Source organism: Ruminococcus sp. zg-924 (genome assembly GCF_024433635.1).
Classification (GTDB): domain Bacteria; phylum Bacillota; class Clostridia; order Oscillospirales; family Acutalibacteraceae; genus UBA7067.
The window spans coordinates 18,811-33,568 of sequence record NZ_WNJZ01000016.1; the positions used below are offsets into that span (position 1 = coordinate 18,811).

Here is a 14,758-nt window from a genome sequence, read left to right on the forward strand (position 1 = left end):
TTAATTCACCTCATAAAATCAGTTTATGGGACTATGGCAAAACAAGTTGGTCACAACCAAACATCATCTTGCCACAGTCCCTTGATTAACCTTGCAAATATGCTATTAAATTCTAATTATTTGATAAGGCCCTTTTTTGCACGAACCTTAATCGGAAGACCAAACAGGTTTATAAAGCCTGCGCTGTCGTTCTGGTCGTAAACCTCGTCCTCGTCAAATGTTGCAATCTCCTCGTCATAGAGTGAATACGGAGATGTTACGCCTGCGTCAATGATGTTGCCCTTGTAAAGCTTGAGCTTAACGTCGCCTGTTACGGTTTCCTGTGTGCTGTCAACAAAGGCTGAAAGAGCCTCTCTAAGCGGTGTGTACCACTGACCGTAATAAACAAGCTCTGCAAAACGGATTGCAACGCCCTCTTTGTAATGGAAGGTGTCACGGTCAAGGCAGATTTCTTCAAGCTTTTTGTGTGCGGCATAAAGGATTGTGCCGCCCGGTGTTTCATAAACGCCTCTTGCCTTCATACCGACAAGACGGTTTTCAACCATATCTGTAATACCGATACCGTTTCTGCCGCCCATCTCGTTAAGAGTTTTAACTATTGAAACAGCGTCAAGCTCCTCGCCGTTTATTGCAGTAGGAACGCCCTTTTCAAAGTGGATTGTAACATACTCCGGCTTATCGGGAGCCTGCTCAGGTGAAACGCCAAGCTCCAAGAAGCCCGGCTCGTTATACTTCGGCTCGTTTGCAGGGTCCTCAAGGTCAAGACCCTCATGAGAAAGGTGCCAGATATTTTTATCCTTTGAATAGTTTGTTTCTCTGTTTATCTTAAGAGGAATACCCTTCTTCTCAGCATACTCAATCTCTTCTTCTCTTGACTTAAACTCCCATGTTCTCCACGGAGCTATAATCTTCATGTCAGGTGCGTAAGCCTTTATTGCAAGCTCAAAACGAACCTGGTCATTACCCTTACCTGTGCAGCCATGGCAGATTGCGTCTGCACCCTCAGCAAGTGCAATTTCAACAATTCTCTTTGCAATGATAGGTCTTGCAAAGGAAGTACCAAGAAGATATTTTCCCTCGTAAACTGCGTCAGCCTTAAGGGTCGGCCATACATAGTCCTCGATAAATTCCTTATTGAGATCCTCAACATAGAGCTTTGATGCACCTGTCTTGATTGCCTTTTCCTCAAGACCGTCAAGCTCAGTGCCCTGTCCTACGTCACCGGACACAGCGATAACCTCGCAGTTGTCATAATTTTCCTTAAGCCACGGAATGATAATAGAAGTATCAAGTCCGCCCGAATAAGCCAAAACTACCTTTTTAATCTTCTGATCCTTAGCCATTTTAATATCCTCCGTTATGTAATACAATTTTTAAAACTTCATATCTAAAGCTTAATTTCTTTTGTGACTCTAATTATACACCCATTATGCAAAAAATCAAGTGTTTTCTGCATATTTATTCAGCGTTGGCAATTTTTGTATAGTGTTACATATATCAACTTAGTTTGTCTGCACTTTTTGTAAAACGCCACAACAACAGCCGGTATATGTACGATGTATTTAGCATTATTATGTTCCGCCCGCATATATCAAGGAGTATTGCAGATGAAATTTTATGCATAATATTCAGCAGATGTTGTATATTATACATTCGAGTGTTATAATTTTGTTACCGGAAGGCATAGCCTTTCTAAAGCACAGAAAAACAGGAGGAGTTACCCATGAGCAAATTCAAAGAGATAAACCCAACGGAAATAACACAAAGTCCGTTTGAGATGATAGGCAAGGACTGGCTTCTGCTCAGCGCAGGCAACAAGGAGAGCTTTAACACAATGACCGTAAGCTGGGGCGGCGTTGGCGTACTGTGGAACAAAAATGTTGTTTTTACTTTTATAAGACCTCAGCGATACACACTCGGATTTGTTGAAAAAGAGGATTATTTCACGTTAAGCGGATTCGGCAAGGACTTTCGTAAAGAGCTTGCTTTTTGCGGTGCAAAGTCGGGCAGAGATGTTGACAAGGCTAAGGAAACAGGCTTAACACCAAACTTTGACGAAAATGCACCTTATTTTGACGAGGCAAAAATCGTTCTCGTCTGCAAAAAGCTCTACAAGCAGAATTTTGCACCTGAATGTTTTACTGACGAATCGCTTGACAATGCAAACTACGCCGCAAAGGACTACCATAAAATGTTCATTGGCGAAATTGTCAAAGTGTTAGTTAAAGAATAATTATGGCTAAGAGTGCATTAATAACAGGAGGCTCACGGGGAATCGGCGCAGCAATAGCCGTGTCGCTCGCAAAAGAGGGTTATGACATCGCCGTAACATATAAGGAACGCTCGGACAGTGCCGAAAACGTAATACAGCAAGCAAGGCAATTTGGTGTAAAGGCAACAGCATTTAAAGCTGATGTAAAAAGCTTTGCACGTGCACACGAAATCGCAGATGCAGCTATAAAAGAGTTCGGGCAGATTGACGTTTTGGTAAACAACGCCGGCATAGCTTCAAGCTCGCTTTTTACAGATTTAAGCTTTGACGAATGGAATGAAATAATCGGCACAAATCTCACCGGATGCTACAATTTCTGTCACGCTGTTTTGCCGCATATGATAAGACGGCACAGCGGCAGCATTATAAACATAAGTTCAATGTGGGGTCAGGTTGGTGCAAGCTGCGAGGTCGCATACTCCGCATCAAAGGCAGGCATCATTGGACTCACAAAGGCTTTGGCTAAGGAGGTAGGCTTAAGCGGAATCCGCGTCAATGCCATTGCACCGGGTGTAATAAGTACGGAAATGCTCGATGAATACACCAAGGACGATTTAAACGCACTTAAAGATGACACACCGCTTAACCGTCTTGGAACCCCACAGGACATTGCAGACGCCGCAGTTTTTCTTTCGGGCGAAAAATCCTCATTTATAACAGGACAGATTATCGGCGTAAACGGCGGATTTGTTATTTGAAATAACACAAAGCTCAATCCCCATATATCCTGATTGCAGGATATATGGGGATTAGTTTTTGTAAATTTCATATTTACCATTATTTTAACACAAGATTAGGCCATTAAGGTCTGTAACGAACATTCCTGAACGCTCCGTTCTTCTTAGAATCATCAGATTCCTCTTCAAGTTCTTTTAGATGTTCTCTCATCACCAAATTAATATACTGCGATAGAGAACGGTCACAGTCCTCTGCAACAACCTTAAGTTTTTCTATAATGTCCTCATCCAGCGTTATGCTCACTTTTCGCTTTAAAGGTTTCATCTTTATCACCTCAAGCATACAATACTATAATATACTAAGCTGTATTGACTATTCGCCTAAGATAGTATAAAGTAGTATTAAGGTTACAGGTCCTGCAAATCGGCGGCGGTAATATCATTTTCAAGGTTATCCCTTGCCAAGTCAGTGTCAATTTCCGGGTAAATATTGCTTGGTATCGTTCTGTCCGTATTACGCTTGTGCGCATATGGATTGGTATGGAAAACCTTAAGCTGCGGTGCATGTGTGCCGGCTATAATCGGACGTGCCTGCTCCTTACCGTGCTTTGCCTTGCCCTGAATTTCAGGAACAGCCGCTGCATCATTTCTCGGCTGTGTGTGGGTACGCTCAATGCGCTTCATCCCTTGCTTTGCCATTTTAATCACCCCACAATTAGCTTACCCATTTGGAGCAAATAAAAACAGCTGTTCTGCAAATTTGCATTAACAGCCGTTTCGTGTAAAATGGAGCGGACAACGGGAATCGAACCCGCCTCCTCAGCTTGGGAAGCTGATGTTCTACCGATGAACTATGTCCGCATATTCTATTTAATATAAAACGAGGTGAACGGCAAACAGCAACAAAACAGCATTGCCCGTGTTCACCATTCACCCGGCACCTCAGGGGTGCAAATCTGGAGCTGGAAAAGGGACTTGAACCCTCGACCTACGCTTTACGAGAGCGTCGCTCTACCGTCTGAGCTATTCCAGCATTCCGCAAAATATTATAACATCTACAACGCACTTAAGTCAACTATAATTTTTCAGCAAAACAGAAGCCATCACTCACCGCCCTTTGTTGTAACACCAACCAATGTTGAGTGATAACTTTTCACAAAAATGCTTATAAAATTAATATTGCTCTATAATAAGTTTATATTCCTTTTTGACAGCCGTTTGTACTGCTGTCTTTTTACAAACTTTGAAAAGGAGAGCTTGTTATGAACGACTCTATTGCCTATTTGCTTAAGAGATACAGGCTTAACTGCGGTTATTCTCAGCAGATGGTGGCAAACACCCTTAACATTGACCGTTCAACCTACACCTACTACGAAACCGGCAAATCAACGCCCAGCCTCAGCACAATTCTTATACTCAAGAATTTGTTTAATATACCGTATGACGAGCTTTTGAAGTGCTTCGATTCCGGTGCGGCTCTCGTTGCCGAAAGGCTAAAAGACCCGACCGCCGACAAGAATCAAAAGAGAAAATTAAGCGAAAAGCACAACAGAATTATGCTCGACAAAACCGCTATTTACGAACTGCCCAAGGAAGAGCAGCAGCTTGTGCTGTATTACCGCAGACTAAATCCGCAGGACCGTGAAAACCTGATGGAAAAGCTGCACGAATTTATCAAAGAAAACTACTGACTATGCCGCTGCTTTTACGACGGTGAATTTTTTGCTTGTTTTTTTAACAAAACATCATACCACGGCAAGGGCGCAGCGCAGCAGAGTCTGCCAATGCCAACGCCTGTACGCCGAGTAACCGAAAGGAAACCTAAAAATATATTATTATTCTCAAGATTATTGCGCTCAATAAACTATTTCTTTAATTTTAAATTTTTGTCTTTAATCCCGGATAAAACCGAGGATAGAAAAACCCCGAGGAGCAACGTTAAACCGTAGCTCTATCGGGGTAATTTTTTTATATGGAATTTTTCGCCCACACCTGTTTTAAGCTAATACAGTTATGCTTTTCATTGTGCTGAGGAATCCGCTGCAAGAGTAACCTCAAGCGTATGCTCCTCAGTGTAATCTGTTTCACTTTCATTCGGGTGCTTATATGTCAGTGTAACAACATCGCCGGGCTTGTGCTTATCAAGCTCCTTGTAAAGCACAGAGAAGCTCGTTATGTCAACATCGTCAATTTTTGTGATTATATCTCCGGGCTGAATGTCACTGCCTGCAAGAGGGCCGTTCTCGTCAACCGTAACAACATAAATTCCAACAGGCATGTTGTAATAGCTTGAGTATGCCGAGTTAATCTCGTTTCCTGTAAGACCAATTCTAACTCTACCCTCAACATAGCCCTGCTTGATTATACTGTCAATAATGCTAACCGCCTGCTGTGACGGTATTGCAAAGCCCATACCCTCATAGCTTGTGTTTACAATCTTAACAGTTGTTATTCCTATTACCTGACCGCTCATATTCAGCAAAGGGCCGCCTGAGTTTCCGGGGTTTATTGCGGCGTCAGTTTGTATATAGCTTACGTTTCCGTGCGACACATCTCTGTCAAGAGCCGAAACAATTCCCTGTGTCAGAGAATTTGAGAAGTTGATACCTCCGGGGTTGCCGATTGCAACAACCTCCTGTCCTACCGAAACCTCTGCGGAATCTGCAAAATCAGCCGCAGTCAGTCCTGTTTTTTCAATTTTCAAAACAGCTATGTCGGTTCTGGAATCATATCCCGTTACCTGTGCCTCATATTCCTGTCCGGCAATCATTACAACAACCCTGTACTTCGTTTTTGAATCGCCTATAACATGGCTGTTTGTCACAATATAACCGTTTTCGCTTATGATTATTCCTGTTCCCTGCGAGCCTATTGTATCTTTATCCTTGTCAGTGTAGCCTATAACGCCGACAACCGATGTTTTTGCCTTATCATAGGCATATTTTGCATTGTATTTTTCGGCTTCAAAAATATCCTTCGGCTGTTTTTTCAGCGTAATTTGAGGGCCGTTTTCGTCTGTTGTGTCCACAACCTCGTTCTTGTCGAGCGCATCGTCATTTGACGACTCTGTCGGTTTTTGTGTATCGTTATCGTCATTTGAGGTCGGCTGCTGATAATTGTAGTCGAATATTTTATCGGCAAAGCCGTCAGCGCTTGACGGCGATTTTGACACCGCAACAACGGTCAGGCATATGCAAAGCGTTAACACCACAACAGCCGTCACCAAAAATATGATAAGTCCTGCCGGAAAACTCCTGTTTTCCTTTGGCGGACGGGCAAAATTCACCGTACCGTACTGCGGCTGTGCAGGCATATTCTGCACCGGCTGCGCATACGGGTTCTGCGGTGCCGCAGCAGGTGCCGGCGGAACATTAGGAATGTTCGGTGTATTAGCGGTGTAAGGCTGATTACACGGCATATACGCACCCTGATTCATCGGCATATATACACCTTGATTTATCGGTTGGTTTATCGATTGGTTCATCGGTTGGTTTATCGGCTGATAACAACCCGTTTGATATCCGTTTTGAGCCTGCGCAAACGGAGTCTGCCGAGGATTTGAATACTGCTGATTTTGATTCGGCATAAACGGCGTATCCGTGTTTGGTGCTACGTCAGGCTTTGGCTCTTCTCCGTTTTCATCCGGCTGTTCCTGTTCAACGCCGTTATCAAACGCTTCTGCCGTTGGCTGTTCAGCTTCTTGCGCTATCGGCTGCTCACTTTTCTGCGCCGGAGTTTCCTCGTTGTTTGCAGCCTGTTCATTTATATTATCAAATTCTTCATTCATCCTTATTACCCTGCTTTCCCTTTTGTCTTTCTATAAGCTTCACGTTTGTTTTGTCCTTATCGCCCTTTTTTGCATTTTCAGCAGGCAGCCAGAACGTGAACCGGCAACTCTTGCCAAGCTCGCTGTCGGCGCTGATGTCGCCGCCGTGAAGCCGCAGAATGGTCTTGACAATATAAAGACCAAGTCCCATACCGTTTTTATCCATACTGCGAGATTTATCAGTTTTATAAAAACGCTCGAATATATGCTGTATCTCCTCGCTTTTAATGCCCTCGCCGCTGTTTTCAATGCTAATAACAGTTCTGTCCGGCTCAAGCTCGGCTGATATTTTTATATACCCGTTTTCGTTAGTAAACTTAACGGCGTTTTCCATAAGATTATAAACAACCTGATGAAGCATATCCTTATCGCCGTCGACGTCTATCTCAGATATATCATCAAGGCCGCAGATATTTATTTTTCTCTGCTCAATCTTCTGTTCAAATGTAAGCAGTGTTTCAATAATTATCTCAGTAAGGTTAAACTTCCGCTTGTTAAGCTTCATCGTGCCGCTGTCGATTCTTGACAGTGCGAGCATTGACTGCACAAGACGGGACAATCGCTTAACCTCGACAGACACAATATTAAGATAGTAGCTTTGCCTCTCATAAGGAATAGTTCCGTCAAGAATGCCGTCAACAAAGCCGCCGATAGTTGTCATTGGTGTTTTAAGCTCATGTGACACATTTGCAATAAAGCTTCGCCTTGTACCTTCAGAAAGAGCAAGCGAATCCGCCATATTGTTGAATTCCTCAGCAAGCTGACCAACCTCGTCATTGGTTGTAATCGGAACACGGCTTGAAAAATCGCCTGCACCAAATTTCTTAGCTGCGGCTGCCATCTGACGCAAAGGCTTTGCCATATTATATGTAAAAAATCCTGAAATACAGAACATAATCGCAAATGTTGCGATAGCCGCCATAAAGAAAATTCTCAAAATCTCGCCAACAAAATAAAACATTGACGAGGACTGAGTTGAAATAAACACAGCGCCAACAGCAATTTTACCCGAATTCTCGGTTATTATTATAGGCGTGCCTACCGTGAAATGCGGTTCGCTGTAAATACCGCCGAGCTTGCCGTTTTCAAAATAATCACGGTTCAGAGCAACCGCCATAATATCTTCGCTGACTTTTTTTCCCTCATGCACACAGTTATCGTTATCAGAGCATATCTGCGTGTTACCGCTGCTGTCTGTAATAAAAATCTCAGCGTTAAGGCTCTTTGACATTGTTGAAATAACAGACTGCCAGCGGTTATATTCGGGTATGGTAAGATAAATTTTGTTACCCACAACGCTACAGTTGTCAGACACCATATCGGCAACTGACAATGCATTTTCGGCAAGCAGCGACTGTTTTTCGTTCTGGGAATACTGCATAACAAAAAACGTGAGCATAACACCGATAAGCGTAAAGCCTATAAGCATAGTCGAAAGGCTAAGGGCAAGATACTTGCCAAAAATCGTTGTGCGTTTCCGCTTTTTACTCATCAAGGACTCATCCTTTGTTTTTCATTTTTCTATGAAAAATTTTCACCGAAAAGCGTCAGCCCTTCGGCGAAAACAAAAAATCGTTTTTTAATTTTCCTTAACCTCAAATTTGTAGCCAACGCCCCAAACGGTTTTCAGCTCCCACTTATCGGACACTCCGTCAATCTTTTCACGCAACCTTTTAACGTGAACGTCAACCGTTCTTGAGTCGCCGTAGTAATCAAAACCCCAAACCTCGTCAAGTAACTGATCACGAGTAAACACACGGTTAGGATTGCTTGCAAGATGATACAAAAGCTCCATTTCCTTAGGCGGCGTATCAACCTGAACGCCGTTAACCTTAAGCTCGTAATTCGTGAGGTTAATTGACAGCTTATCCCATCTTACCTCCTTAACAGGCGGCTCCTCGGTTTTTCCGCTGCGGCGCAGTACAGCACGGATTCGTGCGATTACCTCCTTCGCCTCGAAAGGCTTTACCATATAGTCATCTGCACCAAGTTCCAAGCCGAGCACCTTATCAAACACCTCGCCCTTAGCTGTGAGCATAATTATAGGGCACTGCGATGTTTTTCTTATCTCTCGGCACACCTGCCAGCCGTCAAGCTTAGGCAGCATTATGTCGAGCAAAATCAAATCCGGATTTTCCTTTTCAAAGCTTTTTACCGCAGCCTCGCCGTCATTGACTGTGACAACACTGAAGCCTTCCTTTTCAATATAAAGCCGCAAAAGCTCGCAGATGTTTAAATCATCGTCCACAATCATAATTTTACCTGTACTCATTTTATGTACCTCCCTCAAATTAAGCATTTGTTTCAGCTTACTTTATTTTACTCTGCTAAATTAAGTATATATTGTCAAATGTTGAAATAAATGAACAAATTAAAAATAATAAAACAAATTTTTATAAACTGCACAACGTACTCAATGCATAATGTGCGACAGCCTTGTGCCGTGCAGCGTGAACACTTAATACAGAGCCTCGCCACTGTGGAATATCAATCAAAATTTATAAAAATGTTCCTACGGATTTATCATTAAGATACCGATGCAGTATCCTCTGAAAACAGCTTTAAAAACCCAAGCTCCGCCTTTTCAAGATTTACTTTTCCAAGCCCCAAAAATTCCCTGCCACGCTCATAAATTCGGAAAATCTCTCCGTTTTCCTTATTCTGCCGTGCAAGCTGAGTTCTGTCTATGTCAAACCCTCCGCCGTTTTTAAACCGTTTTGCTTGCGCCGCCGTAACATAAACAGGGCGATACGGCGCAAACACAGTTTCAGTCGGCTTTATGAGAGCCTGCACCGCTTCAATACCCTCGCTGTCCTTAAGCTTGCGAAGCTCCTCAAGAGGTATTGCATTGTCGATACTGTAACCGCAGGCAAGCGTTCTCCTAAGCTTAGTCATAACTGCGCACGTTCCGAGAGCCTGTCCTATATCGTCAATGAGCGTTCTTATATATGTTCCCTTTGAGCAGGCAACAGAAATTCGCCCTGTCTGCGTTTTCTTATCAAATCCGAGAATCTCAAGGCGTTCAATTACAACCGCCCTTTTTTCACGCTCAACCTCTATCCCTTGTCTTGCAAGGTCATACAACCGCTGTCCGTCAACACTAAGCGCCGAATACATAGGCGGCAGTTGCATTATCTCTCCTCTGAACTCAGGCAAAACCCCCTCTATATCTGCAAGGCTTAAATTCGCTTCTTTCTTTTCGGTTACATTGCCGGTAATATCGAGCGTATCTGTGCGAAGTCCGAGCATAAATTCAGCCTCATACGCTTTGTTGCTGTCGGGCATAAGACTCTGCGCCTTGGTCGCATTGCCAAGCAAAACCGGCAGAACTCCCGTTGCCATAGGGTCGAGCGTGCCGGTGTGTCCGGCTTTTTTTGTCTGACAAACTCCTCTGACAACCGCAACAACGTCAAATGATGTAAAATCCTGCGGCTTATCAATAACCAAAACGCCATTCACTCGGCACACCCCCTTAGTTTCCAATGTTATCAAACTAACAACATTAGAGTGAAATATTTTGCTTTCGGCAAAGTAAAATTTGCATTGCGGTATGTGAAACACCAGCATATCAAGCTTAAAACACTGCTTTTTATCTTATGGCGAGCAGTTTTTCTGCATATTCGACAAGCTGCTTTTTTATTTCCTCAAGCGGCATATCGTTAAAGGCACAGCCGCCTGCCGCCGCATGACCTCCGCCGCCGAAATTAGAGCAAAGCTCGCTTGCACTGCATACGGTTTCGTCGCTTCTTACAGACACCTTGAAAAGGCTGTTGCTTTTCTGTTTTATCAGAATACCGACAAGCACCCCCTCAATCGTTCTCGGAATTGCGGCAATGCCGTCAAGCTCGCTGTCGGACGCTCCGCTTTTTTCAAGCATATCAAGCGTAACAGTCATTACTGCAATTTTACCGTCATCGTAATACTCAAGCGTTGAAAGCGACATCTGTTCAAGAGCGATTCTCTCTCTTGAATTTGTTTCAAACATCAGCTTATTTATAATGTAGCTGTCACAGCCCGATTCAATAAGCTGTGCCGCTGTATTCATAGTCTGCTTTGTCACGTTGCTGTAACGGAAACAGCCTGTATCTGTTGTCAAACCCGTAAAAATGCAGTTTGCAAGCGGTCTGTCAATTTCAATGCCGAGAGCCTTAACAAGCTTGAACGTAACCTCGGCGCATGCTGCGGCTGTCGGCTCAACGCAGTAATCCTTTGCATAGTGAGTGTTTGAAACATGGTGGTCAACGCAAAGGTCAACCCTTCCTCTGTATTTGTGCGAGTTTTCCGGGAATAGCTTTTCGTCGGCAATATCTACCGCAACAACAAGCTCCTCGTCAAAGCTGTTTTCCTCAACTGTATCGCAAAGGTACAAAAACTTTTTCGAAATTTCGCCCTCAGTGCTTACTCTTGCTTTCTTTCCCAAAAGCTGTAAGGCTCTGCACAATGCAAACGCACAGCCAAGCGTATCGCCGTCAGGCGACATATGCGTCAACAGCAAAACATTATCTCTTTCCTTTAATATTTTTGCCGCCTGCTCAATCGTTATCTCCATGCTCGTCCTCCTCGTCGTGCGGAATATTCAGACTGTTTAATGTCCGTGAGATTTCGGCGCCGTATTCGATTGAGTCAGTCGCCTTGAAAATACACTCCGGCACATGGCGCAGCTTTAAGCGATGCCCAAGCTCACGGCGGATAAATCCGCCTGCCGATTTAAGCCCCTTAAGCGCTTGCTTTGCACTCTCCATTCCGCTCATAGAGCTTACATACACAGTGCAGTACGAAAGGTCATTTGTAACCTCGACACGCACAATGCTAATCATCGAGTTGTTGATTCTTGGATCCTTAAGTTCTCTGAAAATTGCCGTAAGCTCACGACGAATATCCTCTGTTGTTCTGTCAATTCTATGTCCAGCCATATATACTCCTTCGGCTTTCGCCTTTATATTTTTATTTTTATTTTTATTTTTATTTTTATATTCTATATTTTATGTTTTATCTTCTAATATATTATTTCCCCGTACATCACGCCAAACAGATAATAAGCAAAAAGTAAATCTCATCTGCCGGAAAACAGCTATTCAGCTGCATACTAATAAAGAAAAGCTGAAACCGAGTGCACACAACCCTGTCTGTAAAGTTATTTTACACTAAATTTGACAGCTTTTCAACATTACGGCGACAATAGCCGTTAATTTTGTATATAAAAACAGGACGGAAATCCGCCCTGCAATATATGTACTGTTATTCTTTATCTGAAATTTCTGCATCCGTATCAATGCGCTCAACAAGCACTCTTGCAATTCGTCTGTCCTCAATCTTAACGGCTGTAAGCTTAATTCCATCAAGCGCAACAAATGGCCTTTCATTGTCAGCAGGAATACTGCCGAGATGGTCAAGCATAAGTCCGGCTACAGTTTCGCTCTCCTCACTTGAAACAGACATCCCCGAAAGCTCGTTAAGCTCGTCAACAGAAATTCCTCCGTCAACCGTGAACACATTATCCGACAGCTTCAGAATTTCTTTTTCCTCGTTGTCATACTCATCCTGAATATCTCCGACTATTGATTCAAGCAAATCCTCCAGAGTGATAATTCCCTCTGTTCCGCCGTACTCGTCAACAACAATTGCAAGCTGAGTTTTTTTCGCCGTCATTTCGGTAAAAACCTTACTGCAATTAATCGACTTTGGCACAAACATAGGCTTTCTTGTAATACCGGAAAGCTTCAAATCACTCGGAACATCACCGCACACAAACCTAAGCAAATCCTTGCCGTAGAGTATGCCTGTAATATTGTCGATATCCTCGTGGTAAACTGGAATTCTCGAATATCCTGTTTCCGTAAGCAGAGAAACCGCTTTATCAAGGCTTTCGGTGTCCTCAACTGCCGTAATATCGGTGCGGTGAGTCATAAGCTCGCCGACAGTTGTATCGTCAAAGCTGAAGATATTAAAAATCATATTACGTGAGCTTTGGTCGATAATTCCGTTTTTATATCCGGCTTCAACGGTCAACAGAATATCCTCCTCCGACACATCGTCAGCCGCCTCATTTTTAAACAGCCTTGAAAAAAATCCGTTCTGTTTTCTACTGTTACCGCCTGCATCATCAGACATAAGGTAATTTCCCCTCTCGATTAACAAATGAAGTAATAATCATATTTTACGATGATAATACGGTTTTGTCAAATGCAGATAAATAAAATATTGATAGAGCCGAACCGTGTGAGAGCAATAATTAATCCATTCTCAAGATTCATACTCTGTTACTATAAAACACTGAGCACGCCGAACCGTGTGAGAGCAAAAATTAAAAATTATTCCTCGGCAATAACCTCAACCTCAACAAGAACATCCTTTGGAAGTTGCTTAACGGCTACGCAGGAACGTGCCGGCTTCTGAGTGAAGTATTTGCCGTACACCTCGTTAAATTTGCCGAAGTCATCCATATTTTTGAGGAAGCAAACAGTTTTTACCGCCTTTTCAAGAGAGCTGCCGGAAGCCTCAAGAACATTTTTGAGGTTTTCGCAAACCTGCTGAGTCTGCTCTTCAATTGTCACAGCCTCAACATTTCCGCTTGCAGGGTTAATTGCAATCTGACCCGAAGTGAAAACAAGTCCGTTTACTTTAACTGCCTGTGAATACGGTCCGATAGCGTCCGGAGCATTTTTTGTGTAGATTTTTTTCATTTTAAATTCCTCCATATTATATAAGCTTAAAGCCTGCGTTGGTTAGCGCAACTGAAATTTCTTTTACGTGGTCAAAGTTTCTTGTTTCAAGCACAATTCTCAGGTAACATCCGGTAACGTCCGAACCCTCACTTGCTCTTTCGTGGTGAATTGAGATTACGTTTGCGCCCTTTTCTGCAATAATCTCTGATACTGCAAGCAGCTGACCGGGCTTATCCTGAAGCTCAATGCAAATTGTCTGCTGCCTTCCTGTCATGAGCAGACCTCTCTTGATAACCCTTGAAAGAATCGTAACATCAATATTACCGCCCGAAATTATGCAAACAACCTTTTTGCCCTTTATCGGCAGCTTGTTGAACATTACAGCCGCAACAGGGGCAGCACCTGCACCCTCGGCAATCATCTTCTGACTCTCAATGAGCTTTAATATAGCAGACGAAATTTCATCATCGCTTACCGTTACTATATCATCAACATACTCCCGAACAAGGTTGAACGTGTTTTCTCCCGGAGCTTTAACCTGAATACCATCGGCAATTGTTGTAACCCTGCTAAGGTGAACAGGCTCACCCTTCTTGATTGATTCATACATTGATGGCGCACCCTCCGCCTGAACACCGTAAACCTTTATATTGGGATTAAGATGTTTGATTGCACAGGCAACGCCGGAGATAAGTCCGCCTCCGCCGATTGCACATATAACGGCGTCAACATCAGGCATTTCGTTAAGAATTTCTATGCCTATTGTGCCCTGACCTGCAATTACATTTTCATCATCAAACGGATGAATAAAGGTGTAATTTTCTTCATCACGAAGCCTTAACGCCTCGTTGTATGCATCATCATAAACTCCGGGTACCATACAAACCTTAGCACCGTAGTTTTTGGTAGCCTCAACCTTTGAAATCGGAGCGCCGTCAGGCAGACAAATGAGCGACTTTATGCCGTATTTTGTTGCGGCAAGTGCAACGCCCTGTGCATGGTTGCCTGCCGAACAGGCAATTACGCCTCTCTTTTTTTCCTCGTCCGTAAGCTGAGATATTTTATAGCCCGAACCCCTTACCTTGAACGAACCGGTAATCTGAAGGTTTTCAGGTTTAAGATAAACCTCACAGTCATCGTAAATTCCGGAAGCCTTTACTATATGTGTTGGTCTTATTACATCTTTAAGAACATAAGACGCATGATAAATTTTATCTAATGTCAGCATATCAATCTTCACTTTCGTTTTAATATATATAAGCCGCCTGTTAAAAGCTTTTGACCCTCAAAATCTGTACTTTCACAAAAATGCTCCGTT

Annotated in this window: 15 protein-coding genes and 2 tRNA genes; 3 read left to right on the top strand and 14 right to left on the bottom strand. The window is 43.2% G+C overall.

Translation table 11 applies throughout. The features are described 5' to 3' along the window. Nucleotides 1-116: 116 nt before the first annotated feature. Nucleotides 117-1,343 carry an argininosuccinate synthase gene (locus tag GMA13_RS08355; protein ID WP_255884012.1) on the bottom strand — a complete coding sequence of 409 codons (1,227 nt, stop codon included), beginning with the start codon at nt 1,341-1,343 and terminating at the stop codon, nt 117-119. Between the two features lie 380 nt (nt 1,344-1,723). Here GMA13_RS08355 and GMA13_RS08360 point away from each other — a divergent pair, with 380 nt between their 5' ends. Beyond that, entirely contained in the window at nt 1,724-2,233 is a 510-nt protein-coding gene (locus tag GMA13_RS08360; protein ID WP_255884013.1) for a flavin reductase, read from the top strand. Between the two features lie 2 nt (nt 2,234-2,235). After that, nucleotides 2,236-2,970 (top strand): elongation factor P 5-aminopentanone reductase, encoded by a 735-nt coding sequence (gene ymfI, locus GMA13_RS08365; protein WP_255884015.1) that lies wholly within the window; start codon nt 2,236-2,238, stop codon nt 2,968-2,970. A 103-nt stretch (nt 2,971-3,073) separates the two neighbouring features. On the opposite strand, the gene GMA13_RS08370 is transcribed toward ymfI, so the two are convergent. The 4 genes from GMA13_RS08370 to GMA13_RS08385 all read right to left on the bottom strand — a co-directional run bounded on the left by GMA13_RS08370 (nt 3,074) and on the right by GMA13_RS08385 (nt 3,982). Beyond that, nucleotides 3,074-3,274: a DUF6364 family protein gene (locus GMA13_RS08370; RefSeq protein WP_255884017.1), complete on the bottom strand. Its 201-nt coding sequence runs from the start codon at nt 3,272-3,274 to the stop codon at nt 3,074-3,076. A gap of 83 nt (nt 3,275-3,357) precedes the next feature. Further along, nucleotides 3,358-3,648, bottom strand: a complete 291-nt coding sequence (locus GMA13_RS08375; RefSeq protein ID WP_255884018.1) for a hypothetical protein — start codon at nt 3,646-3,648, stop codon at nt 3,358-3,360. An 88-nt stretch (nt 3,649-3,736) separates the two neighbouring features. Next, nucleotides 3,737-3,810: transfer RNA gene (locus GMA13_RS08380), tRNA-Gly, on the bottom strand. A gap of 96 nt (nt 3,811-3,906) precedes the next feature. Then, a tRNA-Thr gene (locus tag GMA13_RS08385) sits at nt 3,907-3,982 on the bottom strand. A gap of 229 nt (nt 3,983-4,211) precedes the next feature. On the opposite strand from GMA13_RS08385, the gene GMA13_RS08390 reads away from it, so the two are divergent. Further along, the gene (locus tag GMA13_RS08390) at nt 4,212-4,640 is read left to right on the top strand and encodes a helix-turn-helix transcriptional regulator (RefSeq protein WP_255884020.1); all 429 of its coding nucleotides are present in this window, start codon (nt 4,212-4,214) and stop codon (nt 4,638-4,640) included. 329 nt (nt 4,641-4,969) lie between these two features. Here the strand turns inward: GMA13_RS08390 and GMA13_RS08395 are convergent, their stop codons facing one another. From GMA13_RS08395 to ilvA, 9 genes are all read right to left on the bottom strand, one after another. After that, nucleotides 4,970-6,736 (bottom strand): S1C family serine protease, encoded by a 1,767-nt coding sequence (locus GMA13_RS08395; protein ID WP_255884021.1) that lies wholly within the window; start codon nt 6,734-6,736, stop codon nt 4,970-4,972. Then, nucleotides 6,729-8,267, bottom strand: coding sequence for a HAMP domain-containing sensor histidine kinase (locus GMA13_RS08400; protein ID WP_255884023.1), 1,539 nt, complete (start codon nt 8,265-8,267; stop codon nt 6,729-6,731). The genes GMA13_RS08395 and GMA13_RS08400 overlap by 8 nt, the downstream gene beginning before the upstream one ends. Before the next feature lie 87 nt (nt 8,268-8,354). Next, nucleotides 8,355-9,047: a response regulator transcription factor gene (locus tag GMA13_RS08405; RefSeq protein WP_255884025.1), complete on the bottom strand. Its 693-nt coding sequence runs from the start codon at nt 9,045-9,047 to the stop codon at nt 8,355-8,357. A 254-nt stretch (nt 9,048-9,301) separates the two neighbouring features. Then, nucleotides 9,302-10,234 (bottom strand): tRNA pseudouridine(55) synthase TruB, encoded by a 933-nt coding sequence (truB, locus tag GMA13_RS08410; RefSeq protein ID WP_255884027.1) that lies wholly within the window; start codon nt 10,232-10,234, stop codon nt 9,302-9,304. Nucleotides 10,235-10,364: 130 nt separating this feature from the next. After that, entirely contained in the window at nt 10,365-11,324 is a 960-nt protein-coding gene (locus tag GMA13_RS08415) for a bifunctional oligoribonuclease/PAP phosphatase NrnA (protein ID WP_255884029.1), read from the bottom strand. After that, nucleotides 11,308-11,688, bottom strand: coding sequence for a 30S ribosome-binding factor RbfA (rbfA, locus tag GMA13_RS08420; RefSeq protein ID WP_255884031.1), 381 nt, complete (start codon nt 11,686-11,688; stop codon nt 11,308-11,310). Before rbfA ends, GMA13_RS08415 begins: the two co-directional genes overlap by 17 nt. 325 nt (nt 11,689-12,013) lie before the next feature. Next, on the bottom strand, nt 12,014-12,886 hold the full coding sequence (locus GMA13_RS08425) for a hemolysin family protein (RefSeq protein WP_255884033.1): 873 nt from the start codon (nt 12,884-12,886) through the stop codon (nt 12,014-12,016). A 200-nt stretch (nt 12,887-13,086) separates the two neighbouring features. Continuing rightward, nucleotides 13,087-13,458 carry a RidA family protein gene (locus GMA13_RS08430; RefSeq protein ID WP_255884034.1) on the bottom strand — a complete coding sequence of 124 codons (372 nt, stop codon included), beginning with the start codon at nt 13,456-13,458 and terminating at the stop codon, nt 13,087-13,089. 16 nt (nt 13,459-13,474) lie between these two features. Next, complete coding sequence (gene ilvA / locus GMA13_RS08435; protein WP_255884036.1) at nt 13,475-14,668, bottom strand: threonine ammonia-lyase; 1,194 nt, start codon at nt 14,666-14,668, stop codon at nt 13,475-13,477. Nucleotides 14,669-14,758: the final 90 nt, after the last annotated feature.

Excerpts from the sequence above, each read along its gene's own strand:
- GMA13_RS08395 (WP_255884021.1), bottom strand. The coding sequence starts at position 6,736 with ATGAATGAAGAATTTGATAATATAAATGAACAGGCTGCAAACAACGAG.
- GMA13_RS08370 (WP_255884017.1), bottom strand. The coding sequence starts at position 3,274 with ATGAAACCTTTAAAGCGAAAAGTGAGCATAACGCTGGATGAGGACATT.
- rbfA (WP_255884031.1), bottom strand. The coding sequence starts at position 11,688 with ATGGCTGGACATAGAATTGACAGAACAACAGAGGATATTCGTCGTGAG.
- GMA13_RS08400 (WP_255884023.1), bottom strand. The coding sequence starts at position 8,267 with ATGAGTAAAAAGCGGAAACGCACAACGATTTTTGGCAAGTATCTTGCC.
- GMA13_RS08425 (WP_255884033.1), bottom strand. The coding sequence starts at position 12,886 with ATGTCTGATGATGCAGGCGGTAACAGTAGAAAACAGAACGGATTTTTT.
- GMA13_RS08355 (WP_255884012.1), bottom strand. The coding sequence starts at position 1,343 with ATGGCTAAGGATCAGAAGATTAAAAAGGTAGTTTTGGCTTATTCGGGC.
- GMA13_RS08360 (WP_255884013.1), top strand. The coding sequence starts at position 1,724 with ATGAGCAAATTCAAAGAGATAAACCCAACGGAAATAACACAAAGTCCG.
- GMA13_RS08430 (WP_255884034.1), bottom strand. The coding sequence starts at position 13,458 with ATGAAAAAAATCTACACAAAAAATGCTCCGGACGCTATCGGACCGTAT.
- ilvA (WP_255884036.1), bottom strand. The coding sequence starts at position 14,668 with ATGCTGACATTAGATAAAATTTATCATGCGTCTTATGTTCTTAAAGAT.
- GMA13_RS08405 (WP_255884025.1), bottom strand. The coding sequence starts at position 9,047 with ATGAGTACAGGTAAAATTATGATTGTGGACGATGATTTAAACATCTGC.
- GMA13_RS08375 (WP_255884018.1), bottom strand. The coding sequence starts at position 3,648 with ATGGCAAAGCAAGGGATGAAGCGCATTGAGCGTACCCACACACAGCCG.
- ymfI (WP_255884015.1), top strand. The coding sequence starts at position 2,236 with ATGGCTAAGAGTGCATTAATAACAGGAGGCTCACGGGGAATCGGCGCA.
- GMA13_RS08390 (WP_255884020.1), top strand. The coding sequence starts at position 4,212 with ATGAACGACTCTATTGCCTATTTGCTTAAGAGATACAGGCTTAACTGC.
- GMA13_RS08415 (WP_255884029.1), bottom strand. The coding sequence starts at position 11,324 with ATGGAGATAACGATTGAGCAGGCGGCAAAAATATTAAAGGAAAGAGAT.